We start from the raw sequence: 17,892 nt of genomic DNA, 5'->3' as shown, positions 1-17,892 counted from the left end.
CAGCAATACACAGATACAAAAATGCCAGCATGATGCTGGCATTTTTTATGTTTCTATTCTCAATCGAGCGATTAGATAACGCGAGAGAACTGCTGTTGGCGAGCTTTCGCACGTAGGTATTTATCGAAACACATACAGATATTACGAATCAACAAGCGACCACGTAGAGTCACGCGGATTTCTTTATCGTCAACTTCAACCAACTCATCGTTGATGAAGGTTTTCAGCAGCCCTAGGTCTTCTTTGAAGTAACGATTAAAGTTAACCGAGAACTCAGATTCAATCATCGTTTTATCAAGCTTGAAGTTACAAATCAGCTGTTTGATCACTTCACGACGTAGAAGGTCGTCACTGTCTAGAGCAACGCCTTTCCAAAGTGCATGACGCAGGTCGTTAACTTGTGCGTAGTACTTCTTCAGCTCTTTCTGGTTTTGTGCATAAGCATCACCGACCATTGAGATAGCAGAAACACCGAAACCAATTAGGTCAGCTTCACCTTGGGTCGTGTAGCCTTGGAAGTTACGATGCAGAATACCTTCACGTTGTGCAACTGCTAGCTCGTCTTCAGGTAAAGCAAAGTGATCCATACCAATGAACTGGTAGCCCGCGCCCGTTAAAGTCTCAATGGTATCTTGTAGGATAGCCATCTTCTCTTTCGGCTCAGGCAGGTCTTCATCTTTAATCTTACGCTGCGCAGCAAACAGTTGCGGCATGTGTGCGTAGTTAAATACCGATAAACGACCCGGTTTCATCTCAAGTACTTGCTTCAATGTTTCCGCGAACAACGCTTGAGTCTGCTTTGGTAGGCCGTAGATCAAGTCTAGGTTGGTTGAACGGAAACCCAGCTCTTTGGCACGCTGAACCATCGCGATGATGAACTCTTCATCTTGCTCACGGTTAACCAGCTTTTGCACTTCTTTGTTGAAGTCTTGGACACCAATACTCAGGCGGTTAAAGCCTTCGCTACGCAGGTGATCAAGGACATCTAATTCGATTTCACGTGGGTCAACTTCGATACTGATTTCAGCATCAGCCGTAAAGTTAAACTCATCACGTAGGATCAGCATCAAACGGGTAATTTGAGCTTTAGTTAAGAATGTTGGCGTACCACCACCGAAGTGAAGTTGAGTCACTTCGCGGCCATTCAGTAAAGAAGCACGCTGACGAATCTCATGTTCGATCACATCCAAGTACTCATCGGCTTTATGCGAGTGACGAGTAATGACCTTGTTACAACCACAGTAGTAACAAAGCTTGTGACAGAACGGGATATGTACGTAAAGAGAGAGAGGACGCTCTGGGTACTGAGTACACGCCATGTCGTAATCAGCGACGGTAAACGCTTCATGAAACTCCAACGCGGTTGGGTATGAAGTGTAACGAGGTCCCGAATAGTTATACTTGTTTAAGATTTCTTGATCCCAAACGATTTGCTGATTCGTTGTTACTGGCTTGCTCGACATAGCGGTAATTCCAATTTAGATCCGCGAGAACCTAAGGTCTCTCAAATCATTTTACATACATTAAAATATAGACGGGTTATTTTGCCACACGACTTGTAAGGACGTTTCAAGACAAAATCTTTTTTTCAGATAAAAACTCAGAACTGCTAGCTTGATCACTAACAATGCACCGAAATAAAAAGGTGCAAAAGGTAAGAAGGCTCATTTAACACTATCTATAAAGATAAGGTGCATTAAGAACAGCGTGTCTTAAGAACACCCTGTATTAAACAAGCCTCTATATTAAAAGTCTCAGTGACTAGATCATCTGAATATTGATTTGATTGTTGAGAGGCTTAACCTTCTCCTGCAACCTTTTCAAATCTTCGATAACCGCATCATTCAAGCGAGTCTCTGCCTTATGGCGTGTGAGATTCTGCTGCATGCGTTCTTTCTTGGTCAGTTCCTGCCTTCCGTCTCCGCGCGCCATATCTTTAACGATATGGTACAACTCAGAAAGAGCAGGATATTCAGAATCAAAATCGACACGCTCATCACCTTGAACATTATCCATAATGATACACACTCGGATACTGATCTCAGGTAAATCACACTGGCCTTGAATGCCCGCTAAACACAAGGTATTTACGTTGTCGTAAATCGTTGCGTTACGTTTTTCAATGGCAAGTGCTTGATGCTGCTTTTGCAACTCCGTCTGCTTCTTCACTTGAAGTAGAAGGTAACCTGCATAAGAGCCCAAGCCGAGAATGATAATTCCACCAGCAATTGCTAATAAGGTTACATTCATTTCGTCTTAACCTTTAAAGCTGTCTAAATCGATATCTTCGAATTGAGACAACAAGTCTTCGTCAGAGCTTGCTTTCTTCTTCTTAGCGACAACAGGTGCTTCTTCGAAGATCTCTTCTTCATCGTCTTCTGGCTCTAGCAGACCTAGACGGCCCATTAGGTGTTCAATACGATCAAGTTTCTCATCAACGAACTTCTGTAGACCAGCACCTAGGTTTTCACCATTTTCGATACGATCTAACAATGTGTTCAGTTGAGCATCATTCTCAAGCATCTCTAACTCTTGTTCGTTAGATAGCTTACGCTCTTGTTTCGTCGGCTTCTTAGTTGGCTCAACAATCAGCGGAATTTTTTTCTTGCTGCCTAAACGAGGGTCACGATCTTGCGCAGCTTTACGCTGTCTCGCTTCACTACCATCTGAGTGACGGCTGCCAGATTTAAGACCTTTGCGCTTTTTAACACGCTTGCGTTCACGACCTTCAACATCAGATTCACTACGGTTTCTTGTTACCATAGGTTCAGGAGCGCCAAGTGCTCCCGGCTTTCTTGATTTCTTACTACGACCCATTACTGCACTTTCCTCAGTAAAATTACATCACTTCCAAAAAATTCTAGTTCGAGCTTATCCCGCTCGGCCAAAAACTGGAATGTTTGACGACTAAAGAAGACGACATGTGTCGGGTCATTCTTATAGTGCCAACCAGCAAACGCATCTACGTCTATTACTAGCTTAGTCATGAGACCAATCCAGCCCTTGGGTTTAACTAAATTCAACCATTGCTGCCACACTTTGTCTGGGTGATAAAGGTGCTCTATCACCTCGGTAGCAGTCATAAAGTCATACGTTTTCTCCAACACAGAAGTCTCTGGATGGTAATAAATATCGTACAACTCCATGGTGTGTCCGGCTTCTTCTAACATAATAGATAGCGTAGGGCCTGGGCCACAACCAAAATCCAACCCTTGTGAGTTAGATGAAATTTTGTCTGTTAAGGGATCCGCGATGCGAGATAAAAAGCGGCGGTAGCCCGCATCACTAGGATCGTTCTCATGGAGATCATAGTGTGCTTTTTCTTCTTTTGCTTCTAACCTTTGTTCAGGTTTAACAAATACCAGTTCACATTGCTGACATTGTAGATACGCTCTACGTTTGTCTTCAAAATAGTGATTCACGCCTTGGTGATGGCATAAGGGACAAGTATACATAGCACATCCTTAAACAGGGATGCGAAACATACCAGAAACTGAGTTTATAGTGGAGGGGTATTGGGTGTTTTTTCATCAAATCAATAAAAAAAGCGATAGGAAAACCTATCGCTCTCTAAATCTGCCTATATCGGCCAAAATTTGTATACTCAACTTGGTACACAAATCTCCATTTGTTATTGGTGCTTTCCATGCCAAATTTATTTGTTGTTCATCGTCCTGATGAGTTTTGGCTATCCTTTTCTAACACCTTGTTGCTGGGCTGTCCTAGCCTGATCCGTTTCTGTCTATACCGTTAGACTAGATGATCATCCATATCTAAGTCAGCTCCTAGCTGATGGCGGTTACTTTACCGTGTTACAAAAAGACTACAAGAGTGCGACTTCACACTTTCGTACACAAATCGATCACACATTGATAAATTAGACATGAGCTGAAAACGCATAAATAAAATCAATACAAAAGAAAACGCCCCAACCATTGCTGATTGGGGCGTCTCTTCAATTTTGCTCGAACGTACATTTCTTTGTTCTGGCTAAGAACAAGAAACCGACATATTAGTGTAAACCACCAACGTACTTCGATAAGGTATCAATATCTGCGTCTGTTAACTTTTTAGCTACATCACGCATCATCGCATTCATGTCGTTATTACGGCTACCATCGCGGAATTTCTCAAGTTGAGCCTTGATGTAATCTGCGTGTTGGCCTGAAATCTTAGGGAAACCAGAAAGCTCGGTACCGTTACCACGTGGACCGTGACAAGCAATACACGCCGTTACGCCACGTTCTGCGTTACCAGCGGTGTAAAGAACCTTACCTTCATCTACAACATTTTCAGGTGTAGAGTTGTTCGAGATAGGTAGAGATGCGTAGTATGCCGCTAGGTCAGCCATATCTTCTTCAGATAAAGACATCGCCATTGCACCCATTACAGGTTCATTACGACCTTGCTTACCACCACTCGTCATACCTAGCTTAAGCTCTTTTAACTGCTTCTCTAGATACTTCTCATGTTGACCAGCCAGTTTAGGGTACTGCGTGATCAGACTGTTGCCGTCAGCACCGTGGCAGGCAACACATGTTTGTGATTTGGCTTTACCAGCTTCAATACTACCTTGAGCCCATACTGAGCAGCTGGCTAAAAGACTCAAAATTAGCGCTAATTTCTTCATGACATTCCATTATAATTATCAAGCTTCCAGTACCACTCTATGTTGCCACTCATGGTACAATAGGCGACCTTATGCCGAGCACGGTTATTTTACACAAATTCACAAAAAAGTAATCAATCGACTACACAAAGTCGAGATGGAGTTAACAGTGAGCGTAAAAATTCATTATCAAAACACGCATTTCATTACCAGTGCACCTGATATTCGTCACTTACCAGAAGACGAAGGGATCGAAATTGCGTTTGCAGGACGCTCCAATGCTGGTAAATCTAGCGCACTAAACCGCGTTACAAACCAAAAAAGCTTGGCGAAAACCAGTAAAACCCCAGGTCGAACTCAGCTAATTAACCTATTTAAGGTTACCGACGGCTGTCATATTGTCGATTTGCCTGGATATGGCTTCGCTCAAGTACCGCTTGAGATGAAGAAAAAATGGCAGAAGTCGCTAGGTGAATACCTACAACGACGCGAAAGCCTAAAAGGTTTAGTGGTATTGATGGATATCCGTCACCCAATGAAGGACCTTGACCAACAAATGATCTACTGGGCTATCGATAGCCGCATCCCAGTACAGGTTTTGTTAACAAAAGCAGACAAACTGAAAAGTGGCGCGCGTAAAGCACAACTACTGAAAATCCGTAACGATGCGAAATCTTTCGGTGGTGATGTTGCGGTTGATGTCTTCTCTTCAATGAAGGGCATCGGCGTTGACCAGCTACGTGCCAAGATGGATGAGTGGTTTGCTCCGGTATTTGCCGATCAAATCCTTGATGAATTAGCTGACGAAGAGCACAACGACTCAGAGTAGTTCCTCTATATAGAGCATTATCTATAATTAGAGGTTAAAGCACTGACAACCAGTGATTTAGCCTTATCAATACCCTGCCTTTTATAGGTGGGGTATTTTTTACCCACAAATGAGTGAGTTAAACCTAGATCTTGAGAGTTAAAGACAATATTAATCAGTTAGAAGAGAGAGAAGTGAACCATACTAAAAGACAACCTTTGACAAACAGAACAGTGAGAAAGGAATACTCATGTGGAAAAAAACCTTGGCGACCATCGCACTTATATTGATCTCATTTTCCGGTGTAGCATCTGAAGCGGAAAAGCCCAAGACCGAGGCTGCTCTAGTCAATGTTGATATGACCTTAGATCTCGACGGCATGGAGAAGTATGCTCAGGAGGCAAGCGAATCTCTCGAGGTGATATCACAATCGTTGCAAGCCATCGTCAACAACCCCAACCTCAGCGATGACCAGCAGCAAGCCTTGAACCAAACCGTTGAGAGCATTAATAAGCTCGCCAGTTCAACCAAAACATCCCTCAACCAACTGCCGCAAGCCTTAGACAATTCTCGACTCGCCTTTAAGAAAACCAGTCAACTACTGCTAGATGATATCCAAACTAAAATCATTATTGCGTTGGCGGCGGTGATCGCGGTCATTATTATCGCGTTAACGGCTATCTACCTACTTATCCTCAAACCCATGCAGCAAACCTTGGTGAAAGCGACCCATAACATCTCTTCCATGGCGCACTCAATACAGATCACAGCCGAAGCACTTAAATTCAGTACCGAAAAACAACAAGAAATCATGGATTACATTGAGCATTCACCTACTCAATACACTGATAAATAGGACGTAATTGATCAATGCATTATGAGTTACTTGTAAAATAAAAGTTATTTTCAAGAATAAAACAATCCACTTAGAGACGGATTTAAATTACCAATTGCTGATCAAATTCCAGATTGAAGACAAATAAAGTGATAGAGAGAAAGTTTCGAGAAGAATAAGAAAGATACTAAAAAGAAGCCGATTAACGAGGAAATTATAGGTTGGAAATATTTTTCTTTCGCACAAGAAAAAACGCCCCAGCCAAATGCTGGCTGGGGCGGCTGAATCAGCCTAATCCAATAACGTGAAACAAAAGGTCTGAAAGATAGAACATCTTACCTCTGTACCCTACGAGATTTAATGTACAACAATTGCTCAGAAATGAAAACAATTTTTGTAGTTTTTTTTCATGAATGTTTTATTAAAACACCTAAGCTCTTTCTACAACTCGACTTTATTTGAGACAAAAAAAAGCCAGTGTTTGTGCACTGGCTCATACTAATTTACTCAATAAGGTCGAAAACTGATTAGTGGGCTTGATCCCAGTTGTCACCGTGGCCTGCTTCCGCGACTAACGGTACTTCAAGATCTGCTGCTGACTCCATCAATTCTTGTACTTTACTTTCAATTTCGGCTAAAGCTGACTCTTGAACTTCAAATACCAATTCATCGTGTACTTGCATCAATAGCTTCACACGACCATCGCCTTCGGCTTGAATCCACTCATCCACTAACAACATCGCTTTCTTGATGATGTCTGCCGCAGTGCCTTGCATTGGCGCATTGATCGCCGCACGCTCAGCCGCTTTACGACGCATGCCATTACGAGATTGGATTTCAGGAAGATGCAAACGACGACCGTAAATGGTTTCAACGAAGCCTTGCTCTGAAGCAGCGCTGCGAGTGTCTTCCATGTACTGCATTACGCCTGGGTAGCGTTCGAAGTAAGTGTCCATGTAGTGCTGCGCTTCACCACGAGGAATGCCCAACTGCTTAGCCAAACCAAAGGCACTCATGCCATAGATAAGACCAAAGTTAACAGCCTTAGCACGACGACGTTGTTCAGTGGTCACACTCTCAATATCAACACCAATAATCTCAGCAGCGGTTGCCGCGTGGATATCTTTGCCTTGTTGGAATGCTTCCAGTAACGCTTTATCACCCGATAGGTGCGCCATGATACGCAATTCAATTTGAGAGTAATCGACCGCTAGGATCTTCCAACCATGTTGTGCAACGAATGCTTGGCGGATCCGACGACCTTCTTCATTACGAATTGGGATGTTCTGTAGGTTTGGATCGGTCGAAGACAAACGGCCCGTCGCAGTCACGGCTTGATGATAAGACGTATGAACACGACCCGTTTCAGCGTTGATCATCTTCGGCAGTTTATCGGTGTACGTTGACTTCAGTTTCGCCAGGCCACGATACTCAATGATCAGTTTAGGCAATGGATAGTCTAACGCTAACTCTTGCAACACTTCTTCGTTAGTCGAAGCGGCACCAGAAGGCGTTTTCTTAATAACAGGCAGACCCATCTTTTCGAACAAGATCGCTTGCAGCTGTTTTGGCGAGTTCATGTTGAACTCTTGCTCTGCAATCTCGTAAGCTTTCTGTTCTAGCTCATCAAGACGAACCGCAATCTCTTGCGATTGAGCGCCCAACAACATGTCGTCGATGAATACACCGGTGCGCTCAATACGAGACATCACAGGAATTAGCGGTACTTCGATCTCTTCATAGATCGATTTTAACTTTTCATCTTTCTCGATGTTTTCCATCAGGCGGTTATGAAGACGTAAAGTCACGTCAGCATCTTCCGCAGCATATGGAGAAGCCTCACCCAGCTCAATCTGGTTGAAAGTCAGTTGCTTCTTACCTTTACCTGCAATTTGCTCAAATGAGATGCAGCTATGTTGTAGGAAACGCAGCGCTAGGCTGTCCATGTCATGCTTGCCACCTACGCTATTAAAAACGTATGACGCCAACATGGTATCGAACTTAATACCCTTCATCTCGATACCGTAGCGCGCTAGCACACTCATATCGTATTTTAGGTTTTGACCCACTTTCGCTTGTGCGTCATCTTCAAGAATCGGTTTCAGCTGTTCAAGCACCCAATCGCGATCCAGCTGTTGTGGTGCGTCTAGGTAGTCGTGAGCAACAGGTACGTAAGCGGCAACACCTTCTTCAGTCGCAAATGACAGGCCAACGAGGTTCGCAACCATGTAATCTAGGCTGTCAGTCTCGGTATCAAAGGCAAACACGTCTGCGGCTTTGAGCTTCTCTAGCCATACATTGAATGACGCTTCATCTAGAATCGTTTCGTAGTTACTGCGATCAATCGTCACTGCAGAGGTATTCATCTCTACGGTAGAAGTGGTTGATGCTGTGCTGCTGCGTACCGAGCCAGCTCCCGCTGCGGCAGATTTCTCATCCGCCTCAACCACACCGCTACCACCTTCAAGTAGCTCGTTTAGCCAAGATTTGAAGACCAATTGGCCGTATAGCTTAATCAACTCATCAGTATTTGGTTGTGCTTTAACGAGAGACTCTGGCGTGTCTTCTAATTCAACATCGAGTTTAATCGTCGCAAGCTCATAAGACATGTCAGCATTGGCTTTATTATCAGCCAGCTTCTTAGCCATCGTCTTCGAACCACGGAAACCAAGCGCCGCAATATCATCAAGGTTTTGATACAGCTTTTCGATGCTACCAATACCCTGCAGTAATGCCGTAGCTGTCTTATCACCCACACCCGGAACACCTGGGATGTTATCGACTTTATCGCCCATTAGAGCAAGGTAATCGATGATCAACTCTGGTGGGATACCAAACTTCTCGATAACGCCTTCACGATCCATCACAACATTAGTCATGGTATTGATCAAAGTAACGTTCTCATCAACCAGTTGGGCCATATCTTTATCGCCAGTACTGATAAGAACTGGCATACCCATCGCGGAAGCTTGAGAAGCCAGCGTACCAATCACGTCATCGGCTTCAACCCCAGGGATAGAGATAAGCGGTAGACCCATTGCACGAATTACGTTGTGCAGCGGCTCGATCTGACAACGAAGATCATCAGGCATCGGTGGACGGTTTGCTTTGTACTCTGGGTACATATCATCACGGAACGTTTTCCCTTTCGCATCAAAAATAACCGCAATACGATCAGAAGCAAATTGACGCATCATGCTGCGCAGCATGTTAACCACGCCATAAACAGCATTGGTTGGGATATCACCATTACTCATGGTGCCAGGGTAAGCATGGAACGCGCGATATAGGTAAGAAGAGCCATCGATCAAAATCAATGGATTATCAGGAATACGAGCCATAATGTTTGTGTATCCAGTAAGTACAGAAATAATCTGTTAAGGATGCCACGTCTGCTAATTGGATTCTACGTTGTCGATCCTTATCCGTTGACTCGATTGTGTTCGTTGTAATCAATTTATTGTTATTTTTTGTTCTGCGACAAGGCCCATCTGTGGATAACTCTGTTTATATTATTTACCCACCCTGTTGAGAACTCAACTAAGACAAGCGAAAAACAGATATAAATACATGAAAATAAAGAATTATTTTACAGATCGAACATATGATAAACGATCTTTTTTAGATCTTGGATTGTGGAAAAGAATGCTGATGGCGTTTTATTCATAAAAATACGTGCCACTAAATATGCATCTTGTTGAAATTGAGATATAAAAAAAGCGACACCCGAAGATGTCGCCTAGCAAAAACCGGTAAAGCTATTCAAATTGAATATCACAGCTTTACCTAAAAGCTATAAATTACACTGGAAGCAATGTGAGCAATGTCGTGTCAAAAAGAACTTAGTACAAGTTCGCGAGAATTCTGTTGGGTAACCAAGTAGATACTTGAGTACTTAACATCCTTGTGAACATTTCCTCATTCCCTAAGACGAAGTTAATAATAATGATTCTCATTTAATAGTCAACACTTAAATGATAATAAATCTCATTTAATTTCTAATCCTTTAATTACAGTGCTCAAATTTGCTTCAAAAAATGAATTCTATTGGTATTAATGTCTTCTTTTTCTTCTAATTTTTCGATTAGGTAACCGTTTCTCAATAACAAACGCAGCATGGCTGGAAACTGGTTACGAGATTTCACTTTCAGTTGTTGATAGCCCTGCTGCTTCACCCACTGTTCTTGAACATCAAGTTGCGCTTGCGCCACACCCTTGTTTCTTGCCAATGATGAAACACCACCAAACCAGCTATAAAAAGTGTTTTCATCCAATTCATAACCGATCTTAAAACCCAGTAACACACCCGCTTCTTCAGCAACGAGGATCAGGCTTGTTTTACCCGCTAATCGCTCCGATAAAGACGCTACAGTCTCTTTTTTGGCAAACTCGGTTATCTGTTCAACAACAGAAACCACCTCTTCTAATGAGCCTTCACGCACAATGACAGACATCTTGTTTCATCCTCATAAAACAAAAGGGCTGGCACAACGGCCAACCCTTTAGTGATCATATGGTTTGCTTAACCGTACTTACTTGCCTTGCAGGTGCTCAGCAGCTTGTGCGTTATCTTCAGCAAGCCACTCTGCGACATCTTTCGCGAAGTACGTCAGGATGCCATCAGCACCAGCACGCTTAAAGCACAACAGTGATTCCATTACGGTTTCGCGCTCTTTCAGCCAGCCATTCAGGATCGCAGCTTTATGCATCGCATACTCGCCAGATACTTGGTAAGCAAAAGTCGGCGCTTGTAGCTCATGCTTAACACGGCGCACGATGTCTAGGTAAGGCATGCCTGGCTTAACCATCACCATATCCGCACCTTCATTGAGATCCATTGCCACTTCGTGAATTGCTTCATCGCTGTTCGCAGGATCCATCTGGTAGTTCTTCTTGTTACCACCTTTCAGGTTCGAAGCACTGCCGACCGCATCACGGAACGGACCGTAGTAGCACGATGCATATTTCGCAGAGTAGGCCATGATTTGGGTATGAATGTAGCCAGCTTCTTCTAGGGCTTCACGGATCTTACCAATACGGCCATCCATCATATCCGACGGTGCAACCACATCAGCACCCGCTTCAGCATGAGACAGAGCCTGCTTGATCAAGACTTCAGTCGTCTCGTCATTCATCACATAGCCATCTTCATCGATGATGCCGTCTTGACCATGAGTGGTGAACGGGTCGAGTGCTACATCAGTAATAACGCCCATATTTGGCACGTGTTCTTTGAGTAAGCGTACTGCACGCTGCACCAAACCTTCCGAGTTATGAGCTTCAGCGGCACATAAGCTTTTCGCATCTTGGTTCACTACCGGAAACAGAGCAATCGCAGGAACACCCAATTTTGACAGGTAATCCGCTTCCTCAAGCATAAGGTCGATAGACAGACGCTCAACACCTGGCATTGACTCTACAGGCTCACGGCGCTCTTTACCCATCAAGATAAACATTGGGTAGATTAGGTCATCTACAGACAACTGATTTTCTGCCATTAAGCGACGGCTAAAGTCATGTTTACGCATACGACGCATACGGCGACCTGGGAATTGACCTTGAATTGAAACAGACACTAGATTCTCCTTGCCTAGTCTAAACACCAAAATGCTTAGATATGAAAAGTGCTAAATACTGGCAAAAGCATATCACTGATGGCTCAGGACGCTAGCAGTAAAGCGAAAAACCCATTCAAAAAAAGGGATAAATGGCAAAAAATGACCTTCTCCTCACACTGCCGTATACTCATGACAACTCAGTACAAACCGCTTTCAGGACAAAATAATGATCGACACCCATGCCCATATTTACGCGAGTGAATTCGACGAAGACCGTGAACAAGTGGTGCAGCGTGCACTGGCTCAAGGTATTGATACCATTCTATTACCTAACATCGATTTAGAATCTATCGAACCCATGTTAGCGACGGAAGCACAATTCCCTGAGGTGTGTCGTTCAATGATGGGCTTACACCCTTGTTATGTGGATGCAAATATCGAGCAGACCCTGAAAACCATTCGAGCTTGGTTTGATAAGCATGACTTTATCGCCGTGGGTGAAATCGGTATCGACCTGTACTGGGACAAAACCTTTAAGGCCGAACAAGAGATGGCGTTTGTAACTCAACTGCAGTGGGCAAAAGATCTAGACCTACCTGTCGTGATCCACACGCGTGATTCTATTGAAGAGACACTTGCCCTGCTTCGCCAAGAACAAGATGGCAACTTACGTGGTGTGTTCCATTGTTTTGGCAGCAGCTTAGAGGAAGCTCAAGCGATCAACGAGCTAGGCTTTCATTTAGGTTTAGGTGGCGTGTCGACCTTCAAGAACTCAGGTATGGATAAGGTAATTCCACATCTGGATATGAATTACGTCATCCTAGAAACAGACTGCCCATATTTAGCACCTGCGCCAAATCGCGGTAAACGCAATGAGCCAGCCTACACAGAATTGGTCGCAAAACGTATCGCTGAACTGCGCGGAATCACCCTTGAAGAAGTCGAAAATATAACCACCATCAATGCTAAGTCATTGTTTAATTTATGATAAAACTATTAATAACTTGATTTTATGAATTTATAGCCTATTTATTTGTTAAAACAAAGTGATGTGTATACTATCAACCACCTGCATATGGAGGTAGTTGATTATGTGTGACCATTCACAGCACTTACAGCGTCAACATCGAACTCTATGGCATAAAATATTAGGGATTAAAGAGCTCTATATATGTCAGAACTGTGGCTATCAGTTAAAGATTCGATAAACAGACATAATAAAAAAGCGGCCCAAGGCCGCTTTTTTATTATGTGATTTTTGCTGAAGGACTCTACTGCTTATGCTCTTACAGCACTTTGCGAGTTAAGATTCAGTTTCTTCCTCTTCATCGGCATCTGGTTTACGCACATAGAAACGCGCGAAGAATAGGCCAATCTCAAACAGAATACACATCGGAATCGCCAACAGTGTCTGCGAGATCATATCGGGCGGCGTTAGCATCATGCCGACAATAAACGCACCCACAACAATGTAAGGACGCTTCTCTGCCAGTTCTTTAGGTGTCGTTGCACCCGTCCAACATAGCAAGATAATCGCGACTGGCACTTCAAAAGCAATACCAAAGGCAAAGAACAGCGCGAGTACAAAATCAAGGTAACTCGATATGTCGGTTGCGAACTCTACTCCCCCCAATGAGATGGCGGTAAAAAAGCCAAATACCAACGGGAATACAATGAAGTAAGCGAACGCCACACCACAGTAAAACAGCAATGAGCTTGAAGCCAATAATGGCATGATCAAGCGCTTCTCATGCTTGTATAAACCCGGAGCGACAAAAGCCCACACCTGATACAAAATGAACGGAACCGCGAGAAATATAGACGCGATCAAGGTCAGTTTTAAAGGTGTGAAAAATGGCGACGCAACATCGGTTGCAATCATCGTCGCGCCTTCAGGTAAGCGATCTACCAAAGGTGCAGAGACGAACTCATAAATATCATTAGCGAAATAAATTAGCCCAACAAACACCACCAGAACCGCAACAATCGCACGTAATAAGCGATTACGAAGTTCTAGAAGATGGCTAATTAAAGGCTGTGTCTGCTCAGTCGAAGACATGTCAAACCTCTTAAACAGGAAGATCGAAAAGGAGCCGCACACCTATCTATCCACTTGAATAGATATCTACTTGAATAGCTATCGACTTAAACATCTAGCGACTCAAGTATCCGGCGACTCCTCCTTGCGAGACTATTCGGCTTTCTTATCTGACGGTGCTGAAGCTTCGCTGTTGACCTGAATGGTTTCAGATTCAACAGTTTCCGTGACACTAGGTTTAGTCTCACTTGGCTTATCAGACTCAGGCTTAGCATACGGACGTTGAACTTCAGCAGCGGCCTGCTTGAGTTCATCGACTGACGCTTTTAGGTCTGGAGATAAATCTTCCATACCCATTTTTTCCGCCTTGCGTAGGTTTTCTTGCAGTTCTTGAACCTTAAGCTCATGAGAAAGTTCATCTTTCACACTATTTGCCATGCTTTTCGCTTGCCCAACAAACTTGGAGATACTACGAATTGCAACGGGCAAACGCTCAGGCCCTAAAACCACTAACCCAACGACAGATATTAATACCAGTTCCCAAAAACCGATATCAAACACGATTTACGCCTGCTCTTTGTCTTTCTTTGTTTCAGCAGTTGTTTCAGCGCTAGCTTCTTTCTTCTGCTGTTCAATATTCTTTGGTTCAAAGTCTGCATCTTTCTTATCTGCAGGCTTATCTTCATCGCTCATTGCTTTTTTGAAGCCTTTAACCGCTGAACCTAAGTCACCGCCCATGCCGCGCAGCTTCTTCGTTCCGAATAGCAAAATTACAATTACAGCAATGATTAGAAGTTGCCAAATACTGATACCACCCATTGTCATTGTCCTCGGGTCTGTCTACACATAAAAAATATTAAGGAAGTTTACTGTCTAACGACGGTAAGCTCGCCAACTTAGCAGCCAAAATGTGACACCTGCGATGCCACAGCCCATAGATAGCTGCTCATAAGGGCTTGAAACTAATATTGCGGAGCATACGACTAAAGTTGCTCCAACGCCAAACAAAAACTTTCCAGTTGCTTGCTGACGCTTACTATCTCTATAGCCTTGATAAAGCTGATCCATTCTGTGGTTCATGGCTTTACCTTGACGCAAGCTGTCATAAAGTAGCTCTGGCAGTTCTGGCAGTTTTTCTGCCCAGAATGGCGCTCGCTCTTTTACTGCGTTAATCACAGCTTGTGGCCCCACCTGATTCATCATCCAGGTTTCAAGGAAAGGCTTAGCCGTTGCCCACAAATCAAGTTGCGGATACAACTGGCGGCCTAGGCCTTCCACATACAACAAGGTCTTCTGAAGAAGCACCAACTGAGGTTGAACCTCCATGTTGAAACGTCTTGCTGTATTAAATAAGTTTAGCAACACATGGCCAAATGAGATCTCGCCAAGTGGTTTTGCAAAAATCGGCTCACACACCATACGAATCGCGAATTCGAAATCGTTGACGTTGGTGTCGTGTGGCACCCAACCAGAATCCACGTGAAGCTCTGCGACCTTACGATAATCTCGGTTAAAGAAAGCCAGTAGGTTTTCGGCTAAATAACGCTTATCTTCGCTGTTGAGCGTGCCAACAATGCCACAATCCAAGCCAATCCACTGCGGGTTATCTGGATTTTCAGGGTTAACGAATACGTTACCTGGGTGCATGTCTGCATGGAAAAAACTGTCGCGGAACACTTGGGTGAAGAATACCGTCACACCACGTTCAGCCAGCAATTTCATGTTCGTGCCATTGGCGTTCAGGGTTTCAATATCTGAAACTTGAATACCATAGATTCGCTCTGACACCATCAAGGTTTCACTGCTTAAATCAGGGATAACCTCTGGAACATACAGCTCTTCGCTGCCTTCAAAATTACGTCGCAGTTGAATCGCATTCGCTGCCTCGCGGCGCAGGTCTAGTTCATCCAGTAACGTTTTTTCGTACTCGTGAACCACCTCAACAGGTTTCAAACGACGTGCTTCAGGAAGCGACTTAGCGACTATACGCGCCATTCGGTGCATCAGTTTTAGATCTGCATCAATCACCGGGCGAATATCAGGGCGAATTACCTTCAGAACAATCTCACGACCGCTCTCTTTAAGCTTCGCAGTATGCACCTGAGCGATAGAAGCTGAAGCCAGTGGCTCGATATCAAAATCGGTAAACCAGTTATCTAGGCTACCACCGAGGGCTTTTTCCATATCTCGTTTAGCCAATTGACCATCAAATGGTGCCACTTGGTCTTGCAATAGTGCTAGCTGATCAGCGATATGAGGAGGAAATAGGTCGCGACGCGTTGACATCATCTGACCAAACTTAATCCAAACAGGCCCTAACTCTTGCAACGCTAAACGCAAGCGGTGGCCTAATTCTTTATCTTGATGCTTATTCTTGAGCCAAAACAGTGACTTTCTCGCCAGTAAAGGGGCTTTAGTCAACTGGTGCTCAGGCATCAATTCATCAAGGCCGTATTCCAACTGTACCTTGATAATATGATAAAGACGTTTCAGTTCTGTTGGGGTCATGCTTTCTCCAACAGAGCGTTCAATTTAGCTTCAAGACGTGCAGCTGAGCTTTTCACGTCATCAACCTGATCGCAAAAATGTGCCACTTCTAATGGCGCTGGTGCAATCTTCCACTCTTCAGTTAATACCTGAGCAAGATGGTTTTGATGCTTAGTCGCTTGCTTAGCTACAAGACCGCCAACATTCTTAACGCCTTGTACCAAGGTATGAGCAACCACATCGCCCGTCACTCGCGATAGCCACTCTTCCAAGTCAGGCTTGCAGTCTGTCATTAGCTGAGCAAATTTCTGAGCCAGTTGAATATCACCCTCTAAGATTAGCTTATCTTGCTTGATCAGTTTGGTGATGTTCGATTGCTCACGCAGTTCTGGCAGTACCGATAGGTTCAAAGATAGGTAGCAATCAGGTTGTCCTTCGTAGTCAGACAACACATCGATTTGTTGGCTAAAAACGAAAGTGAGAGTTTTATTCAGCTCTTTCAAATTAACTTGAATGATCTGCCCCTTTAAACGAGACAAACGACGAACCAAAGCTGGATCATCGTTCACGAAAGTATTTAAAGAGGTTTCAATAACCGCGGTAACCAATGGATCAAATGGCATGACTGTCCTTACCTTTGAAAACGGATAAGCGTTAACCTATCCGTTCTATCTTTATTCTTATTTTTTAGCACACTCAACGAGCCTGCTACCAAGTTCGACTAGAACTTGTAACCGCGGTGCAGCGCAACAATGCCGCCCGTTAGGTTGAAGTATTTAGTATTTTCAAAACCCGCTTCTTGCATCATGCCTTCCAAGGTTTCTTGGTTAGGGTGCATGCGGATTGATTCTGCAAGGTAACGATAGCTGTCTGCATCGTTAGCAATTAGCTCACCCATTTTTGGCAATAGGTGGAAAGAGTATGCATCGTAAACCTTTGACAATGGCTCAAGCACTGGCTTAGAAAACTCAAGAACCAACAGACGGCCACCTGGCTTAAGCACGCGGTACATTGAACGCAGCGCTTGGTCTTTATCTGTTACGTTACGCAGACAGAAGCTGATGGTAATGCAATCAAAGTAGTTGTCTGGGAATGGCAGCTCTTCAGCATTGGCTTGAACGTAGTGTACGTTGCCAACAATGCCGCTATCACGCAGTTTATCGCGGCCAACATTCAGCATTGAGTTGTTGATATCAGCAAGAACCACGTGGCCTTTTTCACCAACGATGCGCGAGAATTTCGCAGTAAGGTCGCCAGTACCACCACCAAGGTCTAGGATACGTTGACCCGGGCGAACGCCACTGCAATCAATCGTAAATCGCTTCCACAAGCGGTGAACACCACCCGACATTAAGTCATTCATGATGTCGTATTTAGCGGCTACAGAGTGAAATACCTCTGCTACTTTCGCGACTTTTTGGTCTTTCGCGACTGTTTCGAAACCAAAGTGTGTGGTTTCTGACTCTACTGCTGAATTTGTCTGCACGCTTGTGTCCATAATGCTGTTATCTACCATGGTAAGTTCTCATCGACAGTGCACTCTCTATTTAGAGGCGC

The 17,892-nt window shown here is 44.0% G+C and carries 18 protein-coding genes; 3 read left to right on the top strand and 15 right to left on the bottom strand.

Features of this window, described 5'->3' with window-relative positions; genetic code table 11:
• Window positions 1–71 precede the first annotated feature (71 nt).
• The 5 genes from hemN to QWZ07_RS22680 form a co-directional block, all read right to left on the bottom strand.
• On the bottom strand, window positions 72–1,463 hold the full coding sequence (gene hemN, locus QWZ07_RS22700; RefSeq protein WP_192853249.1) for an oxygen-independent coproporphyrinogen III oxidase: 1,392 nt from the start codon (window positions 1,461–1,463) through the stop codon (window positions 72–74).
• Between the two features lie 298 nt (window positions 1,464–1,761).
• Entirely contained in the window at window positions 1,762–2,250 is a 489-nt protein-coding gene (locus QWZ07_RS22695) for a DUF2489 domain-containing protein (RefSeq protein ID WP_004735578.1), read from the bottom strand.
• 6 nt (window positions 2,251–2,256) lie between these two features.
• Complete coding sequence (gene yihI, locus QWZ07_RS22690; RefSeq protein ID WP_102541736.1) at window positions 2,257–2,817, bottom strand: Der GTPase-activating protein YihI; 561 nt, start codon at window positions 2,815–2,817, stop codon at window positions 2,257–2,259.
• A complete protein-coding gene (locus tag QWZ07_RS22685; protein ID WP_017107910.1) occupies window positions 2,817–3,455 on the bottom strand; it encodes a class I SAM-dependent methyltransferase in 639 nt (212 codons plus the stop codon). Before QWZ07_RS22685 ends, yihI begins: the two co-directional genes overlap by 1 nt.
• Window positions 3,456–4,012: 557 nt before the next feature.
• Window positions 4,013–4,630: a c-type cytochrome gene (locus QWZ07_RS22680; RefSeq protein WP_065113320.1), complete on the bottom strand. Its 618-nt coding sequence runs from the start codon at window positions 4,628–4,630 to the stop codon at window positions 4,013–4,015.
• A 148-nt stretch (window positions 4,631–4,778) separates the two neighbouring features.
• Between QWZ07_RS22680 and yihA the strand changes: the two genes are divergently transcribed.
• On the top strand, window positions 4,779–5,438 hold the full coding sequence (gene yihA, locus QWZ07_RS22675) for a ribosome biogenesis GTP-binding protein YihA/YsxC (protein WP_065106051.1): 660 nt from the start codon (window positions 4,779–4,781) through the stop codon (window positions 5,436–5,438).
• 229 nt (window positions 5,439–5,667) lie between these two features.
• A complete protein-coding gene (locus tag QWZ07_RS22670; protein WP_099167178.1) occupies window positions 5,668–6,273 on the top strand; it encodes a GTP-binding protein in 606 nt (201 codons plus the stop codon).
• A gap of 265 nt (window positions 6,274–6,538) precedes the next feature.
• Here QWZ07_RS22670 and spfP read toward each other — a convergent pair whose 3' ends face one another.
• From spfP to hemB, 4 genes are all read right to left on the bottom strand, one after another.
• Window positions 6,539–6,586, bottom strand: a complete 48-nt coding sequence (gene spfP, locus QWZ07_RS26550; protein WP_438356636.1) for a small protein SpfP — start codon at window positions 6,584–6,586, stop codon at window positions 6,539–6,541.
• A 193-nt stretch (window positions 6,587–6,779) separates the two neighbouring features.
• On the bottom strand, window positions 6,780–9,593 hold the full coding sequence (gene polA / locus QWZ07_RS22665; protein WP_192853248.1) for a DNA polymerase I: 2,814 nt from the start codon (window positions 9,591–9,593) through the stop codon (window positions 6,780–6,782).
• 678 nt (window positions 9,594–10,271) lie between these two features.
• Window positions 10,272–10,706 (bottom strand): GNAT family N-acetyltransferase, encoded by a 435-nt coding sequence (locus tag QWZ07_RS22660; RefSeq protein WP_192853247.1) that lies wholly within the window; start codon window positions 10,704–10,706, stop codon window positions 10,272–10,274.
• A gap of 78 nt (window positions 10,707–10,784) precedes the next feature.
• Window positions 10,785–11,828 carry a porphobilinogen synthase gene (gene hemB, locus QWZ07_RS22655; protein ID WP_102294596.1) on the bottom strand — a complete coding sequence of 348 codons (1,044 nt, stop codon included), beginning with the start codon at window positions 11,826–11,828 and terminating at the stop codon, window positions 10,785–10,787.
• A 208-nt stretch (window positions 11,829–12,036) separates the two neighbouring features.
• On the opposite strand from hemB, the gene QWZ07_RS22650 reads away from it, so the two are divergent.
• A complete protein-coding gene (locus tag QWZ07_RS22650; RefSeq protein WP_192853246.1) occupies window positions 12,037–12,798 on the top strand; it encodes a TatD family hydrolase in 762 nt (253 codons plus the stop codon).
• A 315-nt stretch (window positions 12,799–13,113) separates the two neighbouring features.
• Here the strand turns inward: QWZ07_RS22650 and tatC are convergent, their stop codons facing one another.
• The 6 genes from tatC to ubiE all read right to left on the bottom strand — a co-directional run bounded on the left by tatC (window position 13,114) and on the right by ubiE (window position 17,836).
• Window positions 13,114–13,869: a twin-arginine translocase subunit TatC gene (gene tatC, locus QWZ07_RS22645; protein ID WP_017109229.1), complete on the bottom strand. Its 756-nt coding sequence runs from the start codon at window positions 13,867–13,869 to the stop codon at window positions 13,114–13,116.
• A 132-nt stretch (window positions 13,870–14,001) separates the two neighbouring features.
• A complete protein-coding gene (gene tatB / locus QWZ07_RS22640; protein ID WP_048612432.1) occupies window positions 14,002–14,409 on the bottom strand; it encodes a Sec-independent protein translocase protein TatB in 408 nt (135 codons plus the stop codon).
• Between the two features lie 3 nt (window positions 14,410–14,412).
• The gene (gene tatA, locus QWZ07_RS22635) at window positions 14,413–14,667 is read right to left on the bottom strand and encodes a Sec-independent protein translocase subunit TatA (RefSeq protein WP_004735565.1); all 255 of its coding nucleotides are present in this window, start codon (window positions 14,665–14,667) and stop codon (window positions 14,413–14,415) included.
• A 54-nt stretch (window positions 14,668–14,721) separates the two neighbouring features.
• Window positions 14,722–16,356 carry a ubiquinone biosynthesis regulatory protein kinase UbiB gene (gene ubiB, locus QWZ07_RS22630; RefSeq protein WP_009848053.1) on the bottom strand — a complete coding sequence of 545 codons (1,635 nt, stop codon included), beginning with the start codon at window positions 16,354–16,356 and terminating at the stop codon, window positions 14,722–14,724.
• Complete coding sequence (locus tag QWZ07_RS22625) at window positions 16,353–16,958, bottom strand: ubiquinone biosynthesis accessory factor UbiJ (protein WP_017099242.1); 606 nt, start codon at window positions 16,956–16,958, stop codon at window positions 16,353–16,355. Before QWZ07_RS22625 ends, ubiB begins: the two co-directional genes overlap by 4 nt.
• Window positions 16,959–17,056: 98 nt before the next feature.
• The gene (ubiE, locus tag QWZ07_RS22620) at window positions 17,057–17,836 is read right to left on the bottom strand and encodes a bifunctional demethylmenaquinone methyltransferase/2-methoxy-6-polyprenyl-1,4-benzoquinol methylase UbiE (protein ID WP_029222994.1); all 780 of its coding nucleotides are present in this window, start codon (window positions 17,834–17,836) and stop codon (window positions 17,057–17,059) included.
• Between the last annotated feature and the right edge of the window lie 56 nt (window positions 17,837–17,892).

Source organism: Vibrio lentus (genome assembly GCF_030409755.1).
Classification (GTDB): Bacteria; Pseudomonadota; Gammaproteobacteria; order Enterobacterales; family Vibrionaceae; genus Vibrio; species Vibrio lentus.
Note: the sequence above shows the minus strand (reverse complement) of the source record. Positions and strands in the feature narration are given on the sequence as shown.

Bases quoted from the DNA above. Each gene is read 5' to 3' on its own strand.
- QWZ07_RS22695 (WP_004735578.1), bottom strand. From the start codon at position 2,250: ATGAATGTAACCTTATTAGCAATTGCTGGTGGAATTATCATTCTCGGC.
- QWZ07_RS22680 (WP_065113320.1), bottom strand. From the start codon at position 4,630: ATGAAGAAATTAGCGCTAATTTTGAGTCTTTTAGCCAGCTGCTCAGTA.
- QWZ07_RS22660 (WP_192853247.1), bottom strand. From the start codon at position 10,706: ATGTCTGTCATTGTGCGTGAAGGCTCATTAGAAGAGGTGGTTTCTGTT.
- QWZ07_RS22650 (WP_192853246.1), top strand. From the start codon at position 12,037: ATGATCGACACCCATGCCCATATTTACGCGAGTGAATTCGACGAAGAC.
- QWZ07_RS22685 (WP_017107910.1), bottom strand. From the start codon at position 3,455: ATGTATACTTGTCCCTTATGCCATCACCAAGGCGTGAATCACTATTTT.
- yihI (WP_102541736.1), bottom strand. From the start codon at position 2,817: ATGGGTCGTAGTAAGAAATCAAGAAAGCCGGGAGCACTTGGCGCTCCT.
- hemN (WP_192853249.1), bottom strand. From the start codon at position 1,463: ATGTCGAGCAAGCCAGTAACAACGAATCAGCAAATCGTTTGGGATCAA.
- polA (WP_192853248.1), bottom strand. From the start codon at position 9,593: ATGGCTCGTATTCCTGATAATCCATTGATTTTGATCGATGGCTCTTCT.
- QWZ07_RS22625 (WP_017099242.1), bottom strand. From the start codon at position 16,958: ATGCCATTTGATCCATTGGTTACCGCGGTTATTGAAACCTCTTTAAAT.
- tatC (WP_017109229.1), bottom strand. From the start codon at position 13,869: ATGTCTTCGACTGAGCAGACACAGCCTTTAATTAGCCATCTTCTAGAA.
- tatA (WP_004735565.1), bottom strand. From the start codon at position 14,667: ATGGGTGGTATCAGTATTTGGCAACTTCTAATCATTGCTGTAATTGTA.
- ubiB (WP_009848053.1), bottom strand. From the start codon at position 16,356: ATGACCCCAACAGAACTGAAACGTCTTTATCATATTATCAAGGTACAG.
- QWZ07_RS22670 (WP_099167178.1), top strand. From the start codon at position 5,668: ATGTGGAAAAAAACCTTGGCGACCATCGCACTTATATTGATCTCATTT.